The sequence below is a fragment of the Amycolatopsis sp. NPDC051045 genome, from assembly GCF_040682955.1.
In the GTDB taxonomy this organism is placed as follows: domain Bacteria; phylum Actinomycetota; class Actinomycetes; order Mycobacteriales; family Pseudonocardiaceae; genus Amycolatopsis.
In genome coordinates, this window is sequence record NZ_JBFBCC010000015.1 from 64,000 (window position 1) to 89,371 (window position 25,372).

General features: G+C 73.8%; 24 protein-coding genes. 11 read left to right on the top strand and 13 right to left on the bottom strand.

From position 1 onward, the window contains the following. Positions 1-23: 23 nt before the first annotated feature. The 3 genes from AB0M80_RS30475 to AB0M80_RS30485 form a co-directional block, all read right to left on the bottom strand. Positions 24-1,196 carry a Glu/Leu/Phe/Val dehydrogenase dimerization domain-containing protein gene (locus AB0M80_RS30475; RefSeq protein ID WP_364571811.1) on the bottom strand — a complete coding sequence of 391 codons (1,173 nt, stop codon included), beginning with the start codon at positions 1,194-1,196 and terminating at the stop codon, positions 24-26. A gap of 20 nt (positions 1,197-1,216) precedes the next feature. Next, positions 1,217-1,798, bottom strand: coding sequence for a TetR/AcrR family transcriptional regulator (locus AB0M80_RS30480; protein WP_364571813.1), 582 nt, complete (start codon positions 1,796-1,798; stop codon positions 1,217-1,219). A 401-nt stretch (positions 1,799-2,199) separates the two neighbouring features. Then, a complete protein-coding gene (locus AB0M80_RS30485) occupies positions 2,200-3,915 on the bottom strand; it encodes a TIGR03086 family metal-binding protein (RefSeq protein ID WP_364571815.1) in 1,716 nt (571 codons plus the stop codon). Positions 3,916-4,000: 85 nt separating this feature from the next. Between AB0M80_RS30485 and AB0M80_RS30490 the strand changes: the two genes are divergently transcribed. Continuing rightward, complete coding sequence (locus AB0M80_RS30490) at positions 4,001-4,627, top strand: helix-turn-helix domain-containing protein (protein WP_364571817.1); 627 nt, start codon at positions 4,001-4,003, stop codon at positions 4,625-4,627. Between the two features lie 172 nt (positions 4,628-4,799). Next, complete coding sequence (locus tag AB0M80_RS30495) at positions 4,800-5,627, top strand: hypothetical protein (protein ID WP_364571819.1); 828 nt, start codon at positions 4,800-4,802, stop codon at positions 5,625-5,627. A gap of 63 nt (positions 5,628-5,690) precedes the next feature. On the opposite strand, the gene AB0M80_RS30500 is transcribed toward AB0M80_RS30495, so the two are convergent. Together AB0M80_RS30500 and AB0M80_RS30505 are read right to left on the bottom strand one after the other, a co-directional pair. Further along, positions 5,691-6,431 carry a serine protease gene (locus AB0M80_RS30500; protein ID WP_364571821.1) on the bottom strand — a complete coding sequence of 247 codons (741 nt, stop codon included), beginning with the start codon at positions 6,429-6,431 and terminating at the stop codon, positions 5,691-5,693. 141 nt (positions 6,432-6,572) lie between these two features. After that, positions 6,573-9,320, bottom strand: a complete 2,748-nt coding sequence (locus AB0M80_RS30505) for an AAA family ATPase (RefSeq protein ID WP_364571823.1) — start codon at positions 9,318-9,320, stop codon at positions 6,573-6,575. Between the two features lie 122 nt (positions 9,321-9,442). On the opposite strand from AB0M80_RS30505, the gene AB0M80_RS30510 reads away from it, so the two are divergent. Both AB0M80_RS30510 and AB0M80_RS30515 read left to right on the top strand, forming a co-directional pair. Beyond that, positions 9,443-10,000, top strand: a complete 558-nt coding sequence (locus AB0M80_RS30510; RefSeq protein WP_364571825.1) for a hypothetical protein — start codon at positions 9,443-9,445, stop codon at positions 9,998-10,000. Next, the gene (locus AB0M80_RS30515; RefSeq protein ID WP_364571827.1) at positions 9,997-10,500 is read left to right on the top strand and encodes a YceI family protein; all 504 of its coding nucleotides are present in this window, start codon (positions 9,997-9,999) and stop codon (positions 10,498-10,500) included. The genes AB0M80_RS30510 and AB0M80_RS30515 overlap by 4 nt, the downstream gene beginning before the upstream one ends. Here AB0M80_RS30515 and AB0M80_RS30520 read toward each other — a convergent pair. Then, on the bottom strand, positions 10,493-11,149 hold the full coding sequence (locus tag AB0M80_RS30520; protein ID WP_364571829.1) for a rhomboid family intramembrane serine protease: 657 nt from the start codon (positions 11,147-11,149) through the stop codon (positions 10,493-10,495). The two genes, AB0M80_RS30515 and AB0M80_RS30520, sit on opposite strands and share 8 nt — an antisense overlap. A 97-nt stretch (positions 11,150-11,246) precedes the next feature. Here AB0M80_RS30520 and folP point away from each other — a divergent pair, with 97 nt between their 5' ends. After that, the gene (gene folP / locus AB0M80_RS30525; protein ID WP_364571831.1) at positions 11,247-12,125 is read left to right on the top strand and encodes a dihydropteroate synthase; all 879 of its coding nucleotides are present in this window, start codon (positions 11,247-11,249) and stop codon (positions 12,123-12,125) included. On the opposite strand, the gene AB0M80_RS30530 is transcribed toward folP, so the two are convergent. Further along, the gene (locus tag AB0M80_RS30530) at positions 12,115-13,167 is read right to left on the bottom strand and encodes a class I SAM-dependent methyltransferase (RefSeq protein ID WP_364572180.1); all 1,053 of its coding nucleotides are present in this window, start codon (positions 13,165-13,167) and stop codon (positions 12,115-12,117) included. The two genes, folP and AB0M80_RS30530, sit on opposite strands and share 11 nt — an antisense overlap. A gap of 196 nt (positions 13,168-13,363) precedes the next feature. On the opposite strand from AB0M80_RS30530, the gene AB0M80_RS30535 reads away from it, so the two are divergent. The 3 genes from AB0M80_RS30535 to AB0M80_RS30545 are packed head-to-tail and all read left to right on the top strand — an operon-like array spanning position 13,364 to position 16,238. Further along, positions 13,364-14,491: a hypothetical protein gene (locus tag AB0M80_RS30535; RefSeq protein ID WP_364571833.1), complete on the top strand. Its 1,128-nt coding sequence runs from the start codon at positions 13,364-13,366 to the stop codon at positions 14,489-14,491. Then, positions 14,488-15,399 carry an ABC transporter ATP-binding protein gene (locus tag AB0M80_RS30540; RefSeq protein WP_364571835.1) on the top strand — a complete coding sequence of 304 codons (912 nt, stop codon included), beginning with the start codon at positions 14,488-14,490 and terminating at the stop codon, positions 15,397-15,399. Before AB0M80_RS30535 ends, AB0M80_RS30540 begins: the two co-directional genes overlap by 4 nt. Further along, positions 15,396-16,238: an ABC transporter permease gene (locus tag AB0M80_RS30545; RefSeq protein ID WP_364571837.1), complete on the top strand. Its 843-nt coding sequence runs from the start codon at positions 15,396-15,398 to the stop codon at positions 16,236-16,238. The genes AB0M80_RS30540 and AB0M80_RS30545 overlap by 4 nt, the downstream gene beginning before the upstream one ends. Here AB0M80_RS30545 and AB0M80_RS30550 read toward each other — a convergent pair. Next, entirely contained in the window at positions 16,228-17,034 is an 807-nt protein-coding gene (locus AB0M80_RS30550) for a lipase (RefSeq protein ID WP_364571839.1), read from the bottom strand. The two genes, AB0M80_RS30545 and AB0M80_RS30550, sit on opposite strands and share 11 nt — an antisense overlap. A 192-nt stretch (positions 17,035-17,226) precedes the next feature. Beyond that, entirely contained in the window at positions 17,227-19,806 is a 2,580-nt protein-coding gene (locus AB0M80_RS30555) for a CHAT domain-containing protein (RefSeq protein WP_364571841.1), read from the bottom strand. 201 nt (positions 19,807-20,007) lie between these two features. Here AB0M80_RS30555 and AB0M80_RS30560 point away from each other — a divergent pair, with 201 nt between their 5' ends. After that, positions 20,008-21,129: a S8/S53 family peptidase gene (locus AB0M80_RS30560; protein WP_364571843.1), complete on the top strand. Its 1,122-nt coding sequence runs from the start codon at positions 20,008-20,010 to the stop codon at positions 21,127-21,129. A gap of 1 nt (position 21,130) precedes the next feature. Here AB0M80_RS30560 and AB0M80_RS30565 read toward each other — a convergent pair whose 3' ends face one another. Together AB0M80_RS30565 and AB0M80_RS30570 are read right to left on the bottom strand one after the other, a co-directional pair. Next, a complete protein-coding gene (locus AB0M80_RS30565) occupies positions 21,131-21,577 on the bottom strand; it encodes a hypothetical protein (protein WP_364571845.1) in 447 nt (148 codons plus the stop codon). Further along, on the bottom strand, positions 21,574-22,134 hold the full coding sequence (locus AB0M80_RS30570) for a sigma-70 family RNA polymerase sigma factor (protein WP_364571847.1): 561 nt from the start codon (positions 22,132-22,134) through the stop codon (positions 21,574-21,576). The genes AB0M80_RS30565 and AB0M80_RS30570 overlap by 4 nt, the downstream gene beginning before the upstream one ends. A gap of 327 nt (positions 22,135-22,461) precedes the next feature. Between AB0M80_RS30570 and AB0M80_RS30575 the strand changes: the two genes are divergently transcribed. Continuing rightward, positions 22,462-22,638 (top strand): hypothetical protein, encoded by a 177-nt coding sequence (locus AB0M80_RS30575; RefSeq protein WP_364571849.1) that lies wholly within the window; start codon positions 22,462-22,464, stop codon positions 22,636-22,638. Here the strand turns inward: AB0M80_RS30575 and AB0M80_RS30580 are convergent. Together AB0M80_RS30580 and AB0M80_RS30585 are read right to left on the bottom strand one after the other, a co-directional pair. Next, positions 22,635-23,831 (bottom strand): glycoside hydrolase family 64 protein, encoded by a 1,197-nt coding sequence (locus AB0M80_RS30580; protein WP_364571851.1) that lies wholly within the window; start codon positions 23,829-23,831, stop codon positions 22,635-22,637. The genes AB0M80_RS30575 and AB0M80_RS30580 overlap by 4 nt on opposite strands. Before the next feature lie 37 nt (positions 23,832-23,868). Next, a complete protein-coding gene (locus tag AB0M80_RS30585) occupies positions 23,869-24,792 on the bottom strand; it encodes an EamA family transporter (protein WP_364571853.1) in 924 nt (307 codons plus the stop codon). A gap of 74 nt (positions 24,793-24,866) precedes the next feature. Between AB0M80_RS30585 and AB0M80_RS30590 the strand changes: the two genes are divergently transcribed. Next, on the top strand, positions 24,867-25,364 hold the full coding sequence (locus AB0M80_RS30590) for a MarR family transcriptional regulator (RefSeq protein WP_364571855.1): 498 nt from the start codon (positions 24,867-24,869) through the stop codon (positions 25,362-25,364). Positions 25,365-25,372: the final 8 nt, after the last annotated feature.

Sequence of the window (25,372 nt, forward strand, 5' to 3'; positions counted from 1 at the left end):
ATATTCCGGCCCGATTCGTTCCCTCAGCCGAAGCGGGCCTGGATGGCCTCGAGGTTCTGCTCCGACAGCTGCAGCGCGGCGGCGCGGAGGCTCGAGCCGTCCAGGGTGGCGACCTCGAACATGCTGGTCACCAGGGCCCGCATCCGGGCGCGGACCTTTCCGAAGGCTTCCTCGGCGTCCGCGCCGACGTCGCCGAACAGGGTCCACCACCACCACGAGTTGGTCGCCGAGTTGGCGACGAAGTCCGGCACCACGCGGATGCCCCGGGCGTCCAGCAGCTCTTCGGCGTCCGGGGTGACCGGCAGGTTCGCGGCCTCGACGATGAGCTTCGCGCCGATCTTGGCCTGGTTGTCGCTGTCGACGCAGTACGAGATCGCCGCCGGCACCAGGACCTCGGCCGGCACGTCCAGCCACGCTTCGGGCGGCAGGAGCTCGTCGCCGGGCTTCAGGTTGTCGCGGTCGATCCCGCCGAAGCGGTCGCGGTGCCGCAGCAGGTTTTCGACGTCGAGCCCGGCCGGGTTGGCGACGACCCCGCGGACGTCCGAGACGCCGACCACGCGCAGGCCGGCGTCGGCGAGGAAGCGTGCGGTGGCGCCGCCCATCGAGCCGAAGCCCTGCAGCACGACGCGGTTCGGGTGCTGGTCGAGCCCCAGCATCTCGAGCCCGGTCAGGGTGGCCTGCGCGACGCCGAGGCCGCCGACCAGCTCGTCGAGGCCCAGGCCGCCGACGTCGATCCGGAACGCCGCCGCCAGCCGGGCGGTCGCCGCCTCGCGGTCTTCGAGCAGCGGGTAGACCGCCTGCACCGGGCTGAGCAGGCCGATCTCGGCGATCACGCCGTCGATGACGTCTTGTCGCAGGCCCAGGTCCTCGCCCATGGTCCAGTACTGCTCGATCAGCGGCCGCATGGCGCGCAGGTAGCGGGCGACGACGTCGCGGGCGCGCTCGTCGTAGGGGTCGAAGTCGATGCCGCCCTTGGCGCCGCCCAGCGGGACGTACCGGCCGTCCGGGTCGTAGTTGAGGCCTTCCTTCAGCGTCATGCCCCTGGCCAGGCCGCGGACCTCGAAGAGCGAGCAGCCGCGGCGCATCCGCAGGCCCCCGCTGGCCACGCCGCGGACGAGCCGGTCGATCACCAGGTACCCGCGGCACCCGGTGACCGGGTCGGTCCACGCCACTTCGAGCAAGGCCGGTTCCGTCATCGCCCCTCCTGATCCCCCGGTCAACAGCCGAGCTCGTACGCCATCGCCTGCTCGACCCACCGGGCGCAGTCGTCGGCGGTGACCGTGCCCCGCCGGGCGACGACCTGGACGGCGAGCCCGTCCAGCAGCGCGGTCAGCCGCCACGCGGCACCGTGCGGATCGGGACACCGGAAGACCCCGGCCCCGACCCCCTCGGCGATCAGCGCCACGACGGCGTCACGCCACCGCAGATCCAGCCGCTGCAACACGGCCCGCAGGGCGGCGTCGCGCATCGCCGCCGCCCCGGCTTCGATCCACAGCTGCCAGCCGTCCTGCGTCGAGGGCCCGTACAGGGTGAGCACCGCGCGCAGCCGGGTGTCGGCCGGGCCGCCTCGCGCCAGCTCGTCGTTCAGCTTCGCGAGCTCCTTTTCCGCGGCCTGCCGGAAGGCCTCGATGACGAGCGTTTCGAGGGTGCCGAAGTGGTAGAAGATCAGCGCGGTGCTGACGTCGAGCGAGCGGGCGACATCGGCGGCCCGCACACCGGCGATCCCCCGGGCCCGGATCTGTTCGAGCGCGGCGAGCACGATCTCCTCCCGCCGCACCGCGACCGCCTTGCGCATCATGCGGTCACCGTACCCAGGGGTTCGGGGTGGCGGGAGGCGCCGAAGGTGGGTACCTCGGCTGTGCGGAGAGTCAGGATCGCAGGTGGAGGCGGGTTTGACGGGGATGGCGGGCGAGGGAAGAGCCGCGCTTGGCCGGTGCTTGCCGGTGCGGGGGCGGGGGAGTTGGGTGGCGGCCGGGAGTCGGGCACGGCGGTGCGGAGCCGGGGGTGGCCGGGCCACTGAAAGCGGCCGGGTTGGTCGGTGGCTGGGTGGTGCTGGTGCGCCGGTGAAGCAGGCGCCGGCTGCGGGCTTGCCGGGATTCCCTGCCGCCGCACTGTCTGCCGCGCTCTCCGCCGCACTCGCCGCCGCACGCGGGTTTGCCGGGGAACCGCCGTGGTTCCCCGGCAAACCCGTGGCCTCTGTCAGGCCGTCCACTGTGGATTGCGGCCCAGGTACCGGAGCAGCGTCGACACCGCGTCGTCGTCGGGGGTGGCGTCCAGTGCCGGGGCGTACGCGAAGCCGCGCAGGGGTTCGGCCAGCTGCTGGGCCACCGGCAGGAGCTGCTCGGCCAGTTCCGGCGTCAGCGGGGACGCCTGGCCCGTGGCCACCGCGATGTCCCAGGCGTGCACCGCCGCGTCCAGGGCCGCCGCTCCTACCGCCACCGGGGCCGGGAGGGCGCCCTGCGGCAGGGGGGTCGGGACCTCCGTCGCGTCCCGGCTCACCGTGGCGAACGCCGCCGCCGCGGCCGTCAGCGTCGGCTCCAGGAAGTCCGCTGCCGGGCCGGTGAGCTCACCCGAGGGGGAGAACGGGTCGAAGTCGGGGCCGCCCGCACCCGTGATGAACGCCGCGTAGCCCAGCTGGTCGCCCGCCGCGTGCTGGAGGACCTGGGTGACGTTCCACGCCGAGCACGGCGTCGGGGCCGACCACGCCGACCGGTCCGTGATGCCCGCGATCGCCGAACGCAGGGCTTCGTGGGCCGACGCCAGGACCGGCCACGACGAGCCGCGGCTCAGGCTCGCGAAGAACCGGCGGAGGTCGCCCACCAGAACCTCCGGGGCCTCGTGCGCCGCGTAGTGGCCGGCCGCGTCGCGGGGGCCGCCGGTGCCCGTCGTCGTGTCATAGGCGTTCCAGCTGACGATGTTCGCGTGGTCGCGCTCGGCGAACCGGCGGATCGACTGGAAGTCGCCCGCGAACATCGCCAGGCCCGTCGGCACCGTCGTCGGTCCGTCCGGGTGCGCCTTCGTGTGCGCGTCCTCGTAGTAGAAGCGGATCGACGAGCCGCCGGTGCGGGTCAGCCAGTACAGCGCCACGTTCGCCAGGATGAAGTCCGCGTCGAGGTGCTCGCCGAACAGCTGCGCGTTCCACGCCAGCAGGCCCAGCGGGGAGTCCGCGAGCGCGAACGCCAGCGTGTGCGGCTGCTGGCTGTGCAACGTGTTGAAGGAGAACATGTTCTCGTAGAACCACTGCAGGTGCGCGAGTGCGGCCTGGTCGGCTTCGCTCAGGTCCGTCATCTCGGCCGGGTCACCGGACGGGAACGAGAACAGCTGCGTGACGTGCACGCCGACGACCTTGTCCGGCGCGATTCTGCCGATCTCCGGCGAAATCATCGACCCCGCGTCGTTGCCGGCCGCGCCGTACGACTCGTAACCCAGGCGGTTCATCAGCTCCGCCCACGCCGCCGCGGTGCGGTGCGTGCCCCAGCCCGCCGCGCGGGTCGGGCCCGAGAAGCCGAAGCCCGGCAGCGACGGGATGACCAGGTGGAACGCCGGCGCGTCGGCCGATTCCGGTTCGGTCAGCGGGCCGATCACGTCGAGGTACTCGACGACCGAGCCCGGCCAGCCGTGCGTCAGCACCAGGGGGGTCGCGTCCGCCCGCGACGACCGGACGTGCAGGAAGTGGACGGTCTCGCCGTCGATCTCCGTCAGGAACTGCGGGTACGCGTTGAGCCGCGCCTCGAACGCCCGCCAGTCGAACTTCTCCAGCCAGTACTCGGCCAGCGCGCGGACCCGCTCGTTCGTGACGCCGTAGTCGGCGGGCAGGTCGTCCGGCCACAGCGCCCCGCGCAGGCGGTTCTGCAGGTCGTCGAGGGCAGGCTGCGGGATCTCGGCGCGGAACGGGCGGAGGGCGGGGACCGTCATGACTGGCTCCTCAGGGTGGAACGGAATGCTTCGTTCCGAACTGTAGCAGACCGGAACGATCCGTTCCAGTGCTAATCTCCGGGGCATGCCCGAGACAGCCCTGCCCGGCCGCCGCGGCCAGGCCGCCCGCAACAACCTCGTCATCCTCGACGCCGCGCGCCACGTCTTCCTGGGGGATCCGAAGGCGCCGATCGCGCACGTCGCCGAACGCGCCGGCGTCGGCATCAGCGCGCTCTACCGGCGGTACCCCAGCAAGGAGGCCCTGCTCTGCCGCCTCTGCCACGACGGGCTCCGCACCTACATCGACGAAGCCGAAGCCGCCGCCGAGGAGCCGGACGGCTGGGCGGCGCTGACCGGGTTCCTCTCCCGGGTCGTCGACGCCGACGTGCACTCGCTGACGGTCCACCTCGCCGGCACGTTCACCCCGACGACCGAGATGGGCCAGGACGCGCGGCGGGCGGGCGAGCTGACGGCCCGCCTGGTGGAGCGGGCGCGCGAAACCGGGCGGCTCCGCCACGACGCCGTCACCGAAGACATCGGCATGATCCTCGAATGCTGCGCCGCGATCCGCGTCGACGACCCGGAGCGCACGGCGCAGCTGCGGCGCCGGTACCTCGCACTGCTGGTCGAGGGACTGTCGGCGGGCGGCCCGGACCTGCCGGGCCCGCCACCGCGGCCCGGTGAGATGAACGGCCGCTGGCGTCCCTCCTGACGGAGGCACCGCGGCGCGTCCGGATGGCGGTAACGAATTCCGGGAGTGCGACGACTGATCAGCGTTGTCCGAAAAAGACCACGCAACATCTGTCAGAGCGGCATTCCCCGGACGGAACAGCGAGATGACGACTATGCGAAAAAGCTGGCGAAGAACCACAATCCTGTCCTCGGTGGCCGCACTGGCCACGGCGTTCATCGCCATTGCGCCCGCTGCGCACGCGGATACGCCGACCAGTTCCGTCGAAGTCAGCCCCACCACGGTGCTGCCGGGACAGACATTCACCGTCACGGCAACCATTCACAACCCCACCGATTTCACGGTGACTTTCGCGAAGGCCGCCATTTACGGCTCGCCCACCGCGATCACCGACGTCGCCGACCTCGTGTCCTGCACCGGTGTGACGGCGCTCGGCTGCTTCCAGGCGGGCAGCAGCTACCGCGCACCGTTCGGCGACCTGGAGGCGGGCGGCACCAAGACCGCCGTGTTCACCTTGCGCGTCAAGGAAACCGCGGCACCCGGGTCGTTCACGCTGCAGCACCAGTTCGTCGGTGACAACTACGCCTTCGAGACCCTCGACGGCCCGGTCGTCACCATCGCCTCACCGTCGACCCAGGCCGACGTCAAGGTCGCGCTCGCCGCGACCGGGCACGGCGGGCTCAACGCGCGGATCGACTACACCGTGACCGTGACGAACACCGGCCCGGCCACGGCGACCGGAATCCGCGTCGTGGCCACGTACGCGCCGGCCCTGTCGTTCGCCAGTGGCACCGGGTGCGCCCACGTCGGCACCACCCGGAACGTGAACTGTGACGTCGCTTCGCTGGCCAGCGGTGCGTCGGCGACGGCCAGGTTCTCGGTGAACGGCGGCCTGCTCGCGCTCGGTTCGTACACCACCACGGCGCAGCGGACGGCGAGCTCGCCGACGGATCCCAATCCCGCCAACGACAGCGCCTCGAAGACGTGCTCGGCGCTCACGGGGCTCATCGTGACCTGCTGAGGGTTCGCGAGAGGTGAACCGGGCTCGTGTCCTCCGCCAGGGATGCGGGCCCGGTTCGCGTTTTCAGCCGGTGACGGACGCGTACAGCTTCGCGATGTCGTCGTCGAAATACGCGCTGTAGGAAACGTCCGGGGTGTCGCCGCCGAGCTGGTAACCGCCGATCACGCCGATGACCGCGCCGTCGGTGACCCACGGCCCGCCGCTGGTGCCGTCGGGGAAACCCGGGCACGCCACGCGCAGCTGATAGGTGTCCGACCGCGTGGTGTTCCCTTCGCAAACCACCGGGGAATCGGTGGTGTCGGGGTAGCCCGTGAGGGTGATCCGGTGCTCGAATCCGCGGTTCGTGCCGAGCGTGTTCGCGCCGGTGAGGCTTTCCAGCGAGGCCGGGTTTCCGTCCTGGCGGACGGTCAGGAAGGCGAAATCCAGATCCGGGTCGGCCGAGGACGTCCAGCCGTCGGCGACGGCCACCGAGGTCACCGTCCACCTTCCCAGCGGCGCGACGCCGTCGCGGTAACCGGGGGCGAACGTCATGCCGTCCTTGACGCAGTGCGCGGCGGTCAGGACGACGTTGCCGGCGGCGGAGTGCACGACGCTCGCCGTGCAGAAGTGGCTCCCGTCGGCGAACAACGCCCCGACCGGCGAAGCGGCGGGTTTCGCCGGAGCGGGCGAGGTGGCGGCCGGGGTGCTGCCCGCGGCGTAGGCGTCGTCGGCGGTCGTGTCGGTGCCGGCCACCAGGCCGGCCCCCAGGACCAGCACGGCCGCCGCGGCCGTCAGCGCGGAGCGGGGAAACTTGATCGCCACCACTTCAGATCACCACAGCACAGCCGGATCCGCAGCGTGTGCGGCCGGATGCACAGGGACTGCACAGCGGTGGCCCGGAAGCGCGGAACGGCGTCGGGGGCGTGGATTCCGCCCCGGACGGGGACATCGGCGCGGTGTTCGCGTTCAGCCGGTCGTGCGGTCCCGGCGGAGCGCCCAGGCCGCGACCTCCGTGCGGTTCGCCAGTCCCAGTTTGGCCAGGACGCTGCGGACGTGGCTCTCGACCGTGCGCTCCGACAGCACCAGCCGGTGGGCGATCTGACGGTTGCTCAGCGCGCCGGCCACCAGCGCCACGACCTCCCGTTCGCGCCCGGTCAGCGGGTCGGCCTCGGCTCGCGCCCGGTCGAGCAGCGCGGTGGCGTCCCGCACCCAGCCGGGCATGCCGAGCCGCCGGGCTTCGGCGGCGGCCTGCCGGGCCAGGGTCTCCGCGCGCGGCAGCTCGCCGAGGGCGGCCAGCGCGGCCGCCAGACGGACGCGGTTGTGCACGACGTACGGCCGGGCGCCGAGCCGCGTGTCCCACGCGATCGCCTCCTCGAACAGCGGCACGGCCTCGGCGTGGCGCCCGAGGAGTGCGGCCAGGCGGCCGGCCCAGCTGCTGGAGCAGTCGCTGCAGAAGGTGCCCGCGCCGCCCGAGCCGAACGGCGGCTCGCCGGCCATCCGTTGCGCGAGCCACTCCGCGGTTTCGAGGTCCTCGAACGCCTCCAGCAGCGGCAGGAGGGTCGGGCCGACCCCCGGTGTGAGCCCGATGAAGCCGGGATCGCGCAGGCGGGGACGCAGGGCGTCGTACGTCGCCCGGGCCTCGTCGCGGCGGCCGGTGAGCAGGGCGCAGAGCGGCCGGGAGAGGATCGTGACCGGCAGCGGCGGCGCGATCGCCAGCAGCTCGTCGTACCCCGCCGGCAGCTCGGCCGGGTCGCCGACCACATCCGCCAGCTGCTGGGCGAACGCGAAGGACATCCCGACCGTGGACCGGTCCTCGGCCAGTTCCGCCCGGGCGAGCTCTCCCGCGAGCCGGTTCAGCTCGCGGCCCTCGGCGAACGCGCCGCGGTAGGCCGCGACCGACGCCCGCAGCCGCAGCTCGTGCCAGCGGACGAGCGGCAGCCGCGTCGTCGCCGCGAGGTCGGAGATCGCGGTCAGCTCGGTGTCGACCACCGCGATCGTGCCGACCTCGAACGCCGCGTCGATCCGCCACTTGTGCCCCCACAGCGCCACGAGCGGCCGTCCGGGGCCGCCGAGGGACACGGCGAGCGCGCCGAGCCGCAGCCGTTCGGCCAGCGGCAGTTCCCTCGGGTGCGTCTTCAGCCGGGCGCGGACGGCGTCGAGCCGGGCCTCCTGGTCGCCGGACAGTTCCGCGAGGGCCAGCGCTTCGTCGGCGGCCTTCACCGCTTCGCTCGTCTTCCCGCTGTCGGCCGCCACCGAGGCCGACTGCGCCAGCAGCTTCGCCCGCACCGCCGGGTCGCCTCCGGGGCCGATCGCGGCCAGCGCGGACGCCGCGAGCGCGGCCATCTCCGGCAGCAGGCCGGGCGCGGCGGTGTCCCGGACGACGAGCGCCGCGGCGACGGCCAGCGCCGGGTCGGACGTCAACCCGGCGGCCTCGCGCGCGTGGTCGAGGCTGCGGGCGAACCGGCCCGCCCGGTACTCCGCGGTCGCGAGGTCCACGAGCAGGGCGGCGAGGCCGTCACGGGTTCCGGCGCGGCGACGGCAGCCGAGCGAGAGGTCCAGGAAGCGCGCCGCTTCGGCGAAGGCGAGCGAGCGGGTGGCGTCCCGCGCCGCCGTCTCGGTCCAGTCCGCCGCCCGGGCGAGGACATCCGGGGTCGCCGCGGAGCGCAGCCAGTGCCCGGCCACCACGCCCGGCTCCGCCCGGTGTTCCAGCGCGGCCGCCGCCCGGGCGTGCAGTTCCTCGCGGACGCCCTGGTCGAGGTCGCCGTAGATCCCGTCGCGCACGACGGCGTGGGCGAACCGCCGGGATCCGGCGACGGCGGGCCGCAGCACCCCGGCGCGCACCGCCCGGTCGAGCGCCGCGACGACGCCGTCCACCGGCTGCCCGGCCACCTCGGCGACGACGTGCGCGTCGACCTCCTCGCCGAGGACCGAGGCGATCGCCAGCAGCTCCCGCGTCCCGGCGTCCAGCCCGGCGACGGTGGTGCGGACGAGGTGGCGCAGCTCGGCCTCGCCGCCGGCGGTCGCCGAGGACCGGGCCACCGCCCGGAGGTAGAGCGGGTTCCCGCCCGACCGCCGCAACGCGTCCCGGACGTCGACGCCCGTCCGGCCGATCCCGGCGAGGTAGGCGCGGACGTCGGACTCGGTCAGCGGGTCCAGGCGCAGGCTTTCCGTGCCCGGCCGGCCCAGCAGGTCCGGCAGCGCTTCGAAGAGCGGGCCCGCCGAGGCGGTGTCCCGGTACGTCGCGACCACGGCGAGCCGGGACCGGCGGAGCTCCCCGGCCAAGTGCCGTAGCAGCCGCAGCGACGCCTCGTCGGCCCAGTGCACGTCTTCGAGGACGACGACGAGGCCGGCCGGCTCGGCCGCGGCGATCAGCGCGTCGGCGGCCACCGCGACGAACCGGAACCGGGCGGCGACCAGGTCGGCGTCGTCGTGGCCGTCGAGGTCGGCGAGGGCACCGTCGACCTCCGCGCCCGCTTCCGGCAGCGCGCGGAGCACCCGCCGCCACGGCCACAGCGGCGGTGCGCCCGGGTCGTCGACGCACCGGCCCCAGACGGCGGCGCGATCCGTCACCGTCTCGACCAGGCGGGTCTTCCCGATCCCCGCCGGGCCGCCGACGAGCACCAGCGCGCCGGTGCCGCCGTCCGCCGCCGCGAGCCACGCGCGCAGGTCGGCCGCGGCATCGGCCCGCCCGACGAACGGTTCGCTGCGCGTCACCCGAGCAGTATCCCCTCCGTGCCCGGTTTCCGCGTCGGTCTCCGTACTGGCACTGATGTCCGGGACGCGGTACCGGACGAAAGTGGCTCCCAACGCCTTGACCAGCGAAAAAGGAGCACCTCATGTACGCCACGATCCACCAGTTCCGGGGTCCGCTGGGGACCCGCGACCCCGGCCAGGGCGCGCTCGGCGCCTGCACGCTGACCCAGCTGGGCGGGCAGACCGGCGCCGTCGTCGCCTTCTGGCCCGACGCGGCCGGTGCGGACGAGGCCGCGGCGCGGCGGCCCGCCGGGACCACCTGGCTCGACACGGGTGTCTACCGGGTCGCCGACGTGTACTCGGCGTCGCCCGCGGCTGCCTACGCCCAGCTCACCTGGTTCGACGGGCCGCGCAGCGCCGACCAGTCGGCCGCCGAGCGGCGCGCGGGCCGCGAGCGGATCTGGCCCGCCGTGCGCGACATCGAGGGCGTCGGCTCGACCTACGTCCTCGTGGCCGAGGACCGGTCTTCGGTCATCGTGGGCTTCACGGCGTCGCTGGAGACGGTCGAAGCCGTCCAGGACGCGATCATGGGCACCGAGCTGCTGCCGGGCGAGGACCCCGCGCTGCTGCCCGGCTCAGACCGGGTCGACCTGCACCGCGTGCTGCACGCGGCCCTGCCGGCGCCGGCGGCTGCGCGATGAGCCCGCACACCGCCCCGGCATTGCGCACCGGGACGTGGACCGTCCGCAGTGGACGGTCGACGGCGGCCTTCGAGGTCCGCAACTTCGGGTTCAACCGGGTGCGCGGCACGATCGGAGTCCGCACGGGCACCGTCGAGGTCCGCGACGGCGAGGTGACCGCGGTCCACGCGGAGCTGGACCTCGGCGCGCTCGACACGCAGAACCCACGCCGCGACGCCGACCTGCGCAAGCCGCACCTGCTGGACAGCGCCGCCCACCCGGCCATGACCTTCACGGCCACCGGAGTCCGGCGGCGCGACGACGGCTGGGAAGTGACCGGCGAGCTCCGGCTGCGCGGGACGTCGGGCCCGCTGACGCTGGCCGTCGAGCCGGCCGGCGGCACCCGGGTCCGCGCCACCGGGACGCTGGACCGGGCCCCGCTGGGTATGCGGGCGCCCCGGCCGCTGATCGGCCGGTACGTCCGGATCGTCGTCGAGGCGGAGCTCGGGCCGCCTAGCTGAGGTCCCTGGGGAGCAGGGTGGTCGCCGCGTCCGGGGCGGCGACCGCCTTGGGCCGCCGGTCGCGGAAGATCCAGCCGCCGATGATGCCGCCGGCGAACCCGAAGAGGTGGCCCTGCCAGCTGACGCCCTCGTCGGTGGGCAGCAGGGAGGTGAACTGGTAGGCGAAGCACAACGCCATCACGAGCCCGATCACGATGTCGATCGGGTGCCGGTCGAACAGCCCGCGCACGATGATGTAGCCGAAGTAGCCGAACAGCAGGCCGCTGGCTCCGACGGTGACCGTGTTCGACGGCGTGATGAACCAGACGCCGAGGCCGCTGGCGATGATGATCAGCACGCTCACGCCGAGCCACTTCTTCACCCCGCGGTAGGCGGCGAGGAACCCGAACACGAACAGTGGCCCCGAATTGGCTTCGATGTGCATCCAGCTCTTGTGCATCAACGGCGAGGTCAGGATGTCCGGCAGCGACGCCGGGTCCCGCGGCTCGATGCCGAATTCGCGGCTCAGGTCGTACCCGTCGACGGCGTTGATGATCTGCACGAGCCACAGCACGGCCAGCAGGCCGACCATCGCCCACAGGGCCTTCTTGGCCTCGGCGATCATCGCCTCGGCATCGCTGCGGGCCGGGCCCTCGCTGGTCGTGCTCATTGCGCCCCCCTGATCGGTTTTCGCGCCCGAGGATAGCCGCCGGGAGGCCCCGGACGCGGCGTTTCGGACCCAGCCGTGACCTGGCAGGGTTGGGAGCATGACGTCACACCGGCCGGAGGTGGTCTTCCGGGGCCGTCGCATGCCCGGCGACCGCGCCCTGGTCATGGCCATCGTCAACCGCACGCCCGACTCGTTCTACGACAAGGGCGCGACCTTCGCCGACACCGCCGCCATGGCCGCGGTGGACCAGGCGGTCGCCGCGGGCGCCGACATCGTGGACATCGGCGGGGTCAAGGCGGGCGACGGCCCCGAGGTCGACGTCGACGAGGAGAGCAGGCGGGTGGTGCCCTTCGTCGCCGAGGTGCGCCGCCGTCACCCCGGGCTGGTCATCAGCGTCGACACCTGGCGGCACGAAGTCGGCCGTCAGGTGTGCGAAGCGGGCGCCGACCTGCTCAACGACACCTGGGCGGGCGCCGACCCGAAGCTGGTCGGGGTTGCCGCGGAGTTCGGCGCCGGGTACGTGTGCTCCCACGTCGGGGGCATGCCGGTCCGCACCGACCCGTACCCCGCGCCGACCCCGGACCGGCCGTTCTGGCCCCGCTACGACGACGTCGTCGCGGACGTGGTCGCCGAGCTGACGGCCGCGGCCGAGCGGACCGTCGCCGCCGGGGTGCCGCGGGGCGGGGTGCTCGTCGACCCGACCTTCGACTTCGGCAAGAGCACCCGGCACGGCCTGGAACTGCTCCGGCACTTCGACCGGCTGGTGGCGACCGGCTGGCCGGTGCTGGTGGCGCTGTCGAACAAGGACCTCATCGGCGAGACCCTGGACGTCGAAGCCCACGACCGCCTGGCGGGCACCCTGGCGGCCACGGCGATCGCGGCGCACGCCGGGGCCGCGGTCTTCCGCGCCCACAACGTCCGGGAGACCCGGGAAGCCGTGGAGGCGGTCGCGGGCTTCCGGTCCACTATGGACTGAGTCGCCAGAGCGACGTGACTTCGGCAGCTCGCGCCCGGTGCAGCGGGTCGGCGGGGTCGAGGGCCCGGCGATGCCGTGGGGTCGCTTCGGACCGGCCGACGACCCGCAGGCCCGCCGCCTCGATCCAGCCCAGGAGCTCGCCGCGCGTGCGCAGGCCCAGGTGCTCGGCGAGGTCCGAAAGCACCAGCCACGCTTCACCGTCCGGGGTGAGGTGCTTGCGCGCCCGGTCGAGGAAGCCGCGCAGCATCCGGCTGCCCGGGTCGTACACCGCGTGGTCGAGCGGGGTGCGCGGCCGGCCGGGCAGCCACGGCGGATTGGCCACCACCAGCGGTGCCCGGCCGCGCGGGAACAGGTCCGCCGGCACGACCTCGGTGCGGTCCCCGAAACCCAGCCGGGTCAGGTTCTCGGTCGCGCACGCGACGGCACGCGGGTCGGAGTCCGTCGCCACCACCCGGCCCACCCCGCGGTGGACGAGGACGGCGGCGAGCACGCCGGTTCCGGTCCCGATGTCGAACGCCAGTTCCGTGGCGGGCAACGGCGTCTGCGCGACGAGGTCGACGTACTCCTGCCGCACCGGCGCGAAAACGCCGTAGTGCGGGTGGATCCGCGCGCCGAGCGCCGGAACGGTGACGCCCTTGCGGCGCCATTCCGCGGCGCCGAGGACGCCGAGCAGCTCCCGCAGCGGCACCGCCGCGGGTTCCCGCAGCGGCCCGTAGACGGCGGTGCACGCCGCGCGGACGTCCGGCGCCCGCCGCAGCGGGATCACGTGCCCCGGGTCCAGCGGCACGTACAGCAGGGAGAGCAGCTGCGCCCGGCGGGCCCGGTTGGCGCGGTAGCCGGGGTAGTCGTCGGGCGGGGGCGGGGGGATCCGCCGGTTCACGGCGTCGAGCAGCTGCCGGGCGGCCGGGTAGTCGCCGCGCCAGAGCAGGGCGACGCCGTCGGACACCGTGCGGAGGGCGGCGTCGGCGGAGAGGCGGTCGTCGGCGGCGACCGCGCGGCGCGTTGGGGGTGAGAAGAGCCGGCGATCGGGTTCGCCGGGCAGGACGAGGTGAGCCACGGGAAAGGGGTTTCCGTTCTTGCTGCGGGCGCGTCGAAGAACCCGCGAGAGGTGCGGGGTGTGTGGAGGACGGGAGCGGGAACTAGCTCAGGACAGCAGCATGAACGGGAGTCGTCACCCCTTCGACCCTAGCTGCGCGCCGGGGTCCATGGCGTACAAAGGACGGAAGAGGTGATGCCGGATGACGCCCTCGGTGGTGCGGCACGAAACGCGGCGCCGGTGGGCGGTCGTCGCCGCCGTGGCCGCGGTGCTGGTTTCCGCGCCGTCCGTCGTCGCCGCGCTCGCCCCGGTTCCGGCGGCGACGGACCCGGCCGAGCTGCGCGCTCTCGTGCTCGGCTCCGCCGGACGGCCGTACCAGGGTTACGCCGAAAGCGCCGGTTCGCTCGCCCTGCCGGAGCTGCCGAACCTCGCCGCCGTCACCGCGCTCTTCTCGATGCGGACGCCGATGCGCGCGTGGTACGCCGGGCCCGACCGCTACCGCGTCGACATCCTCGGCACCGCCGGCGAGCACGACGTCTACCGGCTCCCCGACGGCGAATACACGTGGGACTACGGCGACAACACGCTGACCGAGCTGATCGGCGAGCCGGCCGTCCGGCTGCCGCGGGCCGGGGACCTGCTGCCGCCCGAGCTCGCGCGGCGGATCCTGCGCGCGGCGAAGGGCGATCCGGTGAGCGCGCTGCCGGGGCGGAACGTCGCCGGCGTCGCCGCGTCCGGGTTGCGGCTCACCCCCGCCGATCCGGCCACGACCATCGGGCGGGTGGACGTCTGGGCGGACCCGGCGACCGGGGTGGCGGTGCGGGTCGAAGTGACCGCGCGCGGTCAGGAGGCGCCGATCCTGGTGACCGAGTTCCGGCAGCTGGACCAGACGATGCCGGTCGTCGAGGCGCCGCGGCCGGTGCTCGGGTCCGGGTTCACCGTGGCGAGCGCCCCGGATGTCACCGACACGCTCGGCGCGTACAGCCAGGTCCCGCTGCCGTCGAGGCTCGCCGGCCGTCCGGTGGCGTCGTCGGACTTCGGGGGCGTCCAAGGTGCCGCCCTCTACGGCACGGGGCTGGCCGCCTTCGCCGTGATCGCCGTCCCGCGCACCGTGGCCAACGCGGCGAGCGACGCCGCCGCGAAGGCCGGTGCGGTGCAGGCCAGGCTGGCCGCGGGGAGCGTCGTGCAGCTGTCGATCACCCCGTTGTCGCTGGCGATCGTGCGGTCGTCGGTCTCGCGGCGCTCCTACCTGCTGGCCGGGACGGTGACGCCGGACGTCCTGAAATCCGTGGCGGACGAGCTCGCCCGAGCGCGCCGGAGCGGACCGTGATCGTCACGCGCGCGCTGACCAAGCGGTACGGCCGCACGGTGGCCGTCGACGCGGTCGACCTCGAAGTCCGCGAAGGCGACCGCTACGGCTTCCTCGGCCCGAACGGCTCGGGCAAGACCACCCTGGTCCGGATGCTGCTCGGCCTGGTCTACGCGACCGCCGGGGAGATCGAGGTGCTCGGGAAACCGGTGCCGAAGCGGGTCGCCGAGGTGCTGCCCGACGTCGGTGCGCTCGTCGAGGGCCCGGCCGCGTACCCGCACCTGTCCGGGCGCCGGAACCTGGCGCTGCTCGACGCCGCCGGACGCGGTGGCGGGCGGCGCACGCGGCGCCGTCGCATCGACGAAGCCCTCGAACAGGTCGGGCTCGGCGGAGTCGACCAGCGGCCGGTGAAGGCGTACTCGCTCGGCATGCGGCAACGGCTCGGGCTGGCGGGCGCGCTGCTGCGGCGGCCCCGGCTGCTGATCCTCGACGAGCCGACCAACGGCCTCGACCCGCAGGGCATCAAGGAGATCCGCGAGCTGCTGGCCGAGCTGAACGCGGGCGGCACCACGGTGTTCCTGTCCAGCCATCTGCTGGCCGAGGTGGAGCAGCTCTGCACGCGCGTCGGCGTCGTCGACCGGGGCCGGCTCGTGCTGGAGGAGGACCTGGACACGTTGCGCGCGGCGACCGGCCGGATCCTGGTCGGCACGCCGGACACCGCAGCGGCGGCCGCGGTCCTCGACGGGCAGCTCGAAGCCCGTGACGGCGACCGGCTGGTCATCCGGCACGACGACCCGGCGGCGCTGAACGCGCTGCTCGTCGAGGCGGGGGTGCGCGTGCGGTCCATCCACGCCGAACAGCGGACGCTGGAACAGGTCGTCCTGGAGGTGACGGGTCCGGGGTCGGACCGGTTCGGGGCGGCCGGATGATCGGCGTCGAACTGCAGAAGCTCGCGCTGCGGCCGCGGGTGTGGTTCAGCGTGCTGCTGCTGTGCCTGCTGCCCGCCATCGTCGGCGTCTTCCTGGCGACGGCCGACTTCGCACCGCCGCCCGGGCAGGGCGGGGCGTTCCTCTCGGCGGTGGTGAACGACGGCGCGCTGTACCCGGCCGCCGCGCTCGCGCTGGTGCTGCCGCTGTTCCTGCCGATCGCGGTCGCGGTGGTCGCGGGCGACTCGATCGCGGGCGAGGCCGCGGGCGGGACGCTGCGGTACCTGCTGGTGCGCCCGGTCGGCCGGACCCGGTTGCTGGGCGCCAAGATGGTCGCGCTCGCCGTCTACGTCACCGCGGCGATCGTCATCGTGGTGCTGACGTCGCTGGTGCTCGGGGTGATCCTGTTCGGCACCGGCGGCACGCCCGGCGTCGCCGGGCCCGGTGGCCAGCCGACCGGGGTGACGTCGTTGTCGGGGCAGTCGCTCAGCTCGTCCGGGCTGGGTCTGCGGCTGCTGGGCGCGGTGACCTACATCGTGGTGTCGATGCTCGGGTTCGCCGCGATCACCGTCTTCCTGTCGACGGTGTCCGACTCGGCGCTGGGGGCCGCGCTGGGCGGGCTCGCCGTGCTCATCACGAGTTCGGTGCTGGAGACCTTGGACGCGGCCGCGTCGGTCAAGCCCTACCTGCCGACGCACTACTGGCTGTCCTGGATCGACTTCTTCCGCGATCCGGTGCTGTGGCGCAACATCGACCACGGGCTGCTGCTGCAGGCCGGCTACATCGTGGTGTTCTTCGGTGCCTCGTGGGCGAACTTCGCGACGAAGGACGTCACGAGCTGAGGCATTCCGCGGGGGCTTCGAGCGGGGTGGTGCCGAGGGCCTGCAGGACGATCTCGGTGACGGCGGGGTCGGTGGGCAGGTCGCCGTGGCCGGCCGGGTTTCCGGGGCAGACCTGTTGCAGGGCGACGTTGACGGCGCCGTCGAGCCGGGCGGAGTCCGGCGGGGTCACCGTCTCGTCCCGGTCCGTCCAGAGCGACAGCCACGGCAGGGCCGGCGGGATCGGCTGCTTCGCCAGCTCCTGCAGGAGGCTGCTGCCCGGTGCCAGCTGCACGCACGCGGTGGGACACGCGTCCGGGAGCAGCGCGCCGCCCGCCGTGGCCAGGCCGGTGCCGTGCATCGGCGCGCCGAGCGTCACGACCCGGCGAGCCTGGTGTTCCCCGCCCTCGCGGCCGACCCACAGCCGGGCCACGACGCCGCCCGCGGAGTACCCGACGACGTCGACCGAAGGCGCGCCTTGTTCGTACGCCTTCTCGACGGCTTCGGCGAGGACGGCGGCCTGTTCGACGAGGTCGCCGGTGCCGTCGCCGGCCAGGGTGAGCACTTCGGCGGAGCGGCCGGTGGCCTGCCGGATCCGCTCGGCGAGGGTCTCGAGCGCACCCCGGCCACCGCCGTAGCCGGGCACGAGCAGTACCGGACCAGGCTTGTTCTGGTCGGGCGTCCCGGCCTCCGGCGCGGCCTTCGCGCCGGAGGTGGCGATGACCGTGGCGACGACGACGGCGACCACGACGGCGGCGACGCTGCTCAGCATCAGCCGCCGCCGCGGGCTGATGCCGCGCCACCAAGCCGTGATCCGCACCGCTCCATGATGACCCGGTTCGCGCCACCCCGGCGTGATCAGGCTCGTAACTGGCGTGATTGAACCCGGAACTGGCGTGATTGAAGCCGGAACTCGCGAGTTACGGCCTTAATCACGCGAGTTACGGGCCTGATCACGCGGGTTGCGGGGTGGATCACGCGGGTTACGGGCTGGATCACGCGGGTTGCGGGGTTAGCCTGCGCCGTAGCAGACGTAACTGGCTGCGGCGGGGGAGTCCGGGAGGTCGGCCTGGGCCCTGGCCAGTGCCGCGGCCGGGCCGAGGCCCGCCGCGAGGTGCCGGTGGTGGCGGACCATCAGGGCGCGCCCGGCGTCGTCGGGGATCGGGAGGACCGTCGCCACCAGGCTCGTCGTGCCCAGCGCGAGCAGCGCCGAAGCCAGGCCCAGCAGCTCGTCGCCCGCGTGGATCGCCGACCGGCCCGAGTCGCAGCCCGACAGCACGACCTGACGCGGCGGGCGCGCCAGCCGTTGCAGGTCGTACACCGTCAGGGGGCCGTCGGCGAGCCGGAGCGACGAGAACAGCGGGTTGTCCGTGCGGAACACCCCGTGCGCGGCGAGGTGGCCGAGCGCGGCGCCGTCGAGCGCGGCGAGCACCGGCTCCACCCGCGCGGTGCGGCCGGTGAACCGCCGGGCACCCGGGTAGCGGCGGGCCAGCGCGGCGGCTTCCGCGGCGGCGTGGGGCAGCCCGGGACCGGCCACCACGACGTGGTCCCCGCCTTCGCCGCGGGGCGCGGTCGCCGCGCGGTGCCACAGCGCCGCCGACGGCGCCAGGGACACCGGACGTCCCCGGCAGGACGGCAGCGCCGGCCACGGCAGTTCGTGCAGCCGCCCGGTCGGCACGATCACCAGCGGGCCGTCGGCGAGCGGGAGCGGGGCCAGCAGCAGGTCGTCGAGGCGCCGTGCCGTCCGCCCGGCGAGTTCCGCGAACGAGCCGAGGCCGAACGCCGACCGCCGCAGGGCGAACCGCAGCTCGTCCAGGTGTTCCGCGGCTTCGGCCGCCAGGCCCAGTTCGCACCGCCGGAGCCGGCCGCCGCCGAGGACGAGCGCGGTCAGCCGCCCGTCCAGTTCCAGGTACTCCACCAGCGTGGCCGGGCCCAGCGCCGCGGCCAGCTCCGCGCGTGCCGGGATGCGAGTGTCCGAAGCAGACACTCCCGCGGTGTGCCGGGCCCGGTCGCGCACCGCCTTCTCCAGCCGGGCCTGCCGGCGCAGCAGAGCCGGCGCCTGGCCGGTGCCCGTGGCGAGATCGACGGCGACCTGGCGCAGCGCGGCGAGGTCCGCGGCCAGGCCTTCGTCGTCCGGCGGCCGGACGGGCCGCAGCCGCAGCGCGCCGGCGTGCCGCTGCTCCGCCCAGCGCAGCACCGCCTCCGGGTGGCCCGCTTCGACGGCGAGCCGCAGGCCCAGCCCGGTCAGCTCGCTCGCGTGGCCCGACGCGTGGGCGCGCAGCTCGCTCGCCCCCAGCCCGGCCCGGAACCGGTCGATCACCCGGACCCCGGCGCGCACCGCGGCGTCCGCGCCCCGGCGGTCGCCGTGGACCAGCCGCAGCAACGCCGTCGCGTGCCAGGCGCGGGCCCGCATCTCGGCCGGGCCGCCGCGCCCGGCCCGGCCGACGACCGTCAGCTCCGCCTCCGCGACTGACGGACGGCCGAGCGCCAACGCGAGCGACGCGACGATCAGCCGCGCGTCCAAGGCCGGGACCACCCAGCCCGCCTCGGTCAGCGCCGCCACCGTGCGCCGGCCCGACCGGAGCATCGCCGTCGTCGGGAGCCCGCTGTCGCGGCGGGCCCGCAGAGCCAGGTAACCGCCGAGCGCGGCCCAGCCCGGCCGGTGCTGCCGGGCCGCGGATCGCCGCGCCAGCGACGCTTCGCGCAACGCCGTGCCCGGGTCGCCGTCGAGCAGCGCGACCTTCGCCAGCAGCAGCCGCGCCTGCACGAGGTCGACGGCGTTGCGCCGGCGTTCGTAGTCGGTGACGGCGGCGGTTGCGGCTTCGCGCGCTTCGGCGATCAGCCGGACGGACAGCAGGGTTTCGGCGCGCTCGATCGGCAGCAGGCCGGGGTCGGTGCCGGCCTCCCGGTACCGCGCGTCGGCTTCGTCGTAGGCGGTCAGCGCGGCCGGGACGTCGCCGCGGACGGTGGCGGCGAGCCCGCGGTTCTGCCACACCATCGCCGTCCGTCCGATGTGGCCGGTCGCGGCGAACCCGCTTTCCGCTTGGCGCAGGTCTTCCTCGGCGCCCCGCCAGTCGCCGAGCCGGGCCAGCACGATGCTGCGGTTGGTGCGGATCGTCGCCTCGATCAGGTCGTCCCCGCCCGCCGCGCGCAGCGTGTCGAGCGCGGCCGCGAACTCCGCGGCGGCGGCACCGAACCGGCTGATTTCGGTGAGCACGACAGCCCGCTGCATGCGCAGCCGCGCCGCCGGCGGCCCGGTCAGCTCGGGCATCGCGCGGTCCAGCTCGCGCAGCGCTTCGGCCGTGCGCCCGGTCAGCGTCAGCACGTAGCCGAGCACCCCGCGCGTCTGGGCGGCCCGTTCGCGCAGCCCGGCGCCGTCCGCCAGCCGCAACGCGGTCCGCAACCGGGTTTCGGCGTCGGTCAGGTGGCCCATGGACACCCCGGCGAGGCCGAGCGCGTGCTCGGCCACCGCGGCGGCCTCGGGGTGGCCGCCGGCTTCCGCGAGTGCGGCGCCGGCCAGTGCCCGCGCCTTGGCCGGCGCGGTGAACGCGAGGTCCGCCGCGGCGACGGCCTTGGCCAGTGCACCGGTCATCAGCGCTGGTGCCCGCGCCGGCCGGGGTGTATCGATCGGGCCAAAAGCAGGCCGGCCCCCGCGCGGCAGGTAATCGTCATTGCGAAGTCATTCGGCCGTGGCTGTGGTCGGATCGGTACCGATCGGCGCAGTATCAGATGGAGGAGTTCGCGGATCGGGCTGCCGACCCGTTCACCCATGACCGGTCCCGGAGGGGAAGACATGCCGCGATACCGCCATCGAGCAGGCGAGCTGCTGGTCCATGCCGACGATTGTGCCGCGATCCAAGCCGAACTGGCAGGGTTCGGCTATCACCCGGCCGGGGGTGCCGGCTCGCTGCGCCGCTTCACCGGCGCGCGCTCCGTCCCGGAGGTGCTGGCGGCGCTGCGGAGCGGTGGCGCGAGCCCGAACCACCTGTTCGGGCTGGACCGGATCATCTGGAGCGATCTGCGCCCGAAGCCCACGGACGACACCTTGACGCCGGTGCCCGCGGGCGACATCCGGCACTGGGCCGGGGTGATCGACACCGGGATCGTGCTCCGGGAGCGCCACCCGCACGAGTTCCTCGGCGAACGCGTCGCTTACGAGCCGGAGGACACGGTCCGGGTCGTCCGCGGCGAAGACGGGAACCCGGCCGGCTCCGCCGGGCACGGGACGTTCGTCGCGGGGGTGGTGCTGAAGCAGGTGGGGCCGGACGTCGGTGTCCGGGTGAAGGGCGTGATCGACGAGCAGAGCGGTGACGCCGAGGACCTGGCGGTCGCGAACGCCCTCGACGACCTCCGCGGGGAGGGGGTCACCCTGATCAACCTGTCGTTCTCGGGCCAGACTTTCGAGGACCGGCCGCCGAAGGCGATCGAGGATGCGCTGCGCCGGCTGTCCCCGGACACCGTCGTGGTCGCCTCCGCGGGGAACCGGGGGATGCGGCAGCGGGTCTACCCGGCCGGGATCAAGCTCGCGCCCACGGTCCCCGGGGAGGTCGACGACAAGCACGCGCTGGTGCTGCCGGTCGGCTCGGCCGACCACTCCGGCACCCTTCGCGTCGCGGACTTCAGCAACTTCGGGCCGTGGATCGCGGCCTACGCCGACGGGGTCGACGTGGTCGGCCCGTACTTCCACCCGGGCTACCCGGCACAGCCGCCGGACGAAGAACCGAAGTTCAACGGTTACGCGGTTTGGAGCGGTACTTCCTTCTCGGCGGCGATCGTCACCGGGAAGATCGCCGCGCTGATGGCCGCGAACGGGCTCAACGCCCGGGAAGCCGCCGCGGAGGTGCTCAAGGCCGCCGAGCCGATGACCGTGTTCGACCTGAACGGCAGCATCGACGTGCCCCACGTGTCCGAGTGACCTAGAGGCTCGCCCAGCCGGTGGTGACCGCCGTGCCGTCCGCGGCGGTCACCCGCACCCGGGTCGCGCCGCGTGGGAGCCCCGCCGCCGTGAACCAGCCTTCCGCGCCGATCGGGCGGACGTGCCGTTCGCCGGCCACCTCGATCACCGCGTCGCCCGTCGCGCCGGTGATCAGGCCGCGCAGCGCGACCCGGCCGTTCGCGTACTCCACCTGCAGTTCCACCGACACCTGCGCCGACTCGAACGACAGCAACCGGACGTCGTCGCCGTCCGCGCGGACCGCGCCGGCTTCCGCCAGGTCCGAATCGAAGGCGAGGGCGGCGAGCTCGGCGTCGAGGTTGCGGGTGACCAAGGCCGCGCGGGCCTGGCGCAGCACGAGGTCCGGCACCGGGTCCGCCTGCGCCGCGGCTGCCCGCAGGACGTCCATGAGTTCGTCGTCGCCGGTCATGTCCGGTCCTCCGTCCTGAGCCCGGCCTGGCCGGCCCGCTCGCGCAGCCGGCCCAGGCAGCGCTGCCGGGTCGGGCCGATGCTGCCGATCGGCATGTCGAGGGCGGCCGCCACCTCCGCGTACGACGGCGGGGGCGTGGCCATGAGCACGCGCAGCAGCCGGCGGCACTGGTCGGACAGCAGGCCGAGCGCGCGCCAGAGCGTGGCGTCGCGCTCGTCGAGCAGCAGAGCCGCGTCGACGCCCGCGCCGGGCGCCGGCTCGCTCTCCCAGACCTGGTCGTCGGTGGGGCGTTCCCGGCCGGCGCGGCGGATCTGGCGGAGGCACTCGTGCCGGGTGGTGGTGGCCAGCCAGCCGGGCAGCCGCTCCGGATCCTTGATCCGGCCGAAGTTTTCCACGAGCTTCAGCCACGTCGTCTGGACGACGTCGGCCGCGTCGGCGTCGGAAAGCCGGTGGGCGCGCGCGATCGACCAGAGCAGGCTGGCGTACCGGTCGACCAGGGCGTCCCAGGCCGCCTGGTCGCCGCGCGCGGCGGCCTCGAGCAGGGTCGTGGTGTCCACTTCACCTCCGCTTGACCCACTCAGCCTAGCCAAGAGCGACCCTTTGGACCCGTACGCCATCAGGGGACTCCTTCACGGTCTTCCCCCCGCTCATCCGATCCGGTGAGGGCGCGGGAAATACCTCGTTCGCGCTGAACCGTCTCCGCGGCGGCCGCCGTGTGCCCGGTGGGAGTGGTGGAGACGGATCGGGGTGAACCGATCATGCGAATACGGCTTTTCGGGGGTTGCGGGTGGCGGAGCCCCCGGCCCGGGGCGAAGGCCCGGATGTCACAGGGGCTTTTCGGGGGTTGCGGGTGGCGGAGCCCCCGGCCCGGGGCGAAGGCCCGGATGTCCCGGTGGACCGCGGTGGTCGTCGTACCGGTGCTCGTGGTGGAGCTGGTGGTGTGCGGGCCGCCGGTGGTGGAGGTGAGGGGCCGGGCGGTGCCCGTTCCGGCGAGCACCGGCGCACCCCGGGGCACGTCGCTCGGGGATACGCCGGTGTCGCCGGTCGTGGTGAGGCTCTAGTTGAACGGATCCAACGTCAGGTAGGCCGTCGCCGGGTTGCCGTCGTTGACCAGGGATTCGTGGTGGCCGACGTCGTCGAACGCGAACCCGTAGGCCTTGCCGTCCACCATCTGCGCGTGGATCTTGCGCGCGTAGTGGTTGGTGACCGCGTCCTGGTAGAAGCCGGCCGCGCTGGTGTCCGGCTGGTTCGCGTTGGTCAGCAGCGTCGAGCGGTTGAACCCCGCGCAGAGGGTGCGTGAGATCTGCCCGCGGACGTCGTTGGGCGCGTCGAGGTTCTTGTAGCAGCCGAAAACGCTGTCGGAATCCGGTTTTTGGAACGCCGTCACGAACCCGCCGGAGGTGTTGGTGAAGTTCATGGTGCCGCCCGAAACGCGGCCGTAGTACTTCACGTTCGGCTGGTCCGCCACCGGTGTCACGGTCAGCGTCGAGGAGCTGTACTTCGTCCAGACGCGGTCGATGTAGTCCTGCAGCACGTTCGCGGGCAGCGCGCCGGCTTCGATCCCGTGGCTCGGGGCGAGCGCGCGCAGGACCGTGCCGTCGGAGCGGGTGCGGATGAGGTTGGCCCAGCCGCCGGGCTGGCCGCGCAGCGCCGTGTAGAAACCGTTGTAGCCGCCCGGTTTGAGGTGGCCGGTGCTCCTCGTGGTGCCGCCGGCGGGCTGCACCCCGACCGCGTACGGCGCGGAGAACATGTCCACCTGGGTGCTGTTGATCCAGAGTCCGCCGTCGTTGAGCGTGTACTCCGACCAGTTGAAGAGGATGTTCACGTTCGGGTCGGCCGGGTTCTGGACCGCCGGCTGCACCAGCCCGCCGGTGGCGAGCTTGAACACCAGCTTCTGCCCGTAGGAGAAGTAGATCCGGCCGGAGAACTTCGGGATCCGGATGGTGCTCGACTGGCCGTTGGCGGGGCCGGGGATGGCGGCGTCGGGGGCCGGGATGGGCGGCACCGCGCCGCCGGGCCAGGCGTGGAACGTGCCGTTCGCGTCGGCCCAGCCCTGCTGCCCGGTCGCCAGGTTCGTGCCCAGGTCGTAGACGTAGACCGGGTCGCTGCGCCCGGAGTTGTTGGTGATCTTCAGCGGGATGGTGGCCGGTACCGCGTCGGCGGCGGGGGCGATGGCGGTGGCGAGGCCGGCCGCGGTCGCGGTCGCCGCGGCGAGCACCCCCAGCCGCCGTCGGAAGGGCATTGTCGTGCGCACGGGCGCCTCCTCGTCGAGGCCGATGATCGCAAGTTGTTCAGACCATTTTAGAGTCGGTGTCCCGGTGAGCGGTTGTCAAAGGCTGATAATTATCAGCCCCCGACCGGAGCAACGCCCGCCGCTGGGCGAGGACGACGGCGGCGAGCACGATCCCGGCGCCCAGCAGCTGCCACGGCGTCAGCCGCTGGCCGAGCACGAGCCAGCCGAGCAGGGTCGCGACGAGCGGGCTCAGCAGCCCGAGGAACGTCACGTGCGTGGCCGACAGCGCGCGGATCCCGCGGAACCACAACGCGTACGCCAGCGCCGCGCCGATCAGCGCGAGGTAGCCGTAGCCCGCCAGGTTCGCCCCGGACAGCGTCGGCGGCGGTGCGCCTTCGACGGCCAGTGCGACCGGCACGAGCACCAGCCCGCCCGCGACGAGCTGCCAGCCGGTCGTCGCCAGCAGGGGTGCGGGGGACGTCCAGCGCTTGCTCAGCACGACGCCGGTGGCCATGACGACCGCACCGCCGGCCGCGGCGGCGACGCCGATCGCGTCGAGGCGCGCGTCGGACTGCAGGACCAGCAGGCTGACGCCGGCCACCCCGGCGACGCCGGCGAGCACGGTGCGCCGGGTCAGGCGTTCACCGAGCAGTCCGGTGGACAGGCCCGCGACCAGCAGCGGCTGCAGGGCGCCGAGGGTGGCGGCGACCCCGCCGGGCAGCCGGTAGGCGGCGACGAACAGCAGCGCGAGGAAGGCGCCGATGTTCAGCGTGCCGAGCACGAGCGACCGCCACCACCAGTCGCCCTTCGGCAGCCGGCGGGTGAGGGCGACCAGCAGCAGGCCGGCGGGCAGGGCGCGGATGACGGCGGCCAGCAGCGGGCGGCCGGGCGGCAGGAACTCGGTGGTGACGAGGTAGGTGGTGCCCCAGATGGCCGGGGCCAGCGCGGTCACGAGGAGGAGGGCGAGCCGATTGTTTAGCACTAAGTCAGTTTACCTCACAGCTAAGGTAAATAGCACTACTTACTTACCGCTAAGGCATCGGTTACGCTGTGAGGATGGCCGACCACGTGGACCGGGTCCTGGCGCAGTGGCACGCCGAGCGCCCCGACCTCGACGTGTCCCCGATGGCGGTGATCGGCCGGCTGTCCCGGCTCGGCGCGCTGGTCGACGCGGAACTGCGCCGCACGTTCGCCCGCCACGGCCTGGACCGCGCGACCTTCGACGTCCTCGCGACCCTGCGCCGCAGCGGGCCGCCCTACCGGCTGACCCCGACGGAGCTGATGCGCTCGGCGATGGTCACGTCCGGAGCCATCACCCAGCGCCTCGACAAGATGGAGGCGCTGGGCCTGGTCGAGCGCACCCCGAACGAGGCGGACGGCCGCGGAGTCTGCGTGCAGCTGACCGAAACCGGCGGCGAGCTGATCGACCGGGCGCTGCCCGACCACGTCGAAACCGAGCACCGCATCCTGGCCGCGCTGGACGCCGGCGAGCGCGAGGAGCTCGCCGCGACCCTGCGGACGCTCCTGGAGAGTTTGGGTGGCGCGGGCTCCTGACCCGTCTG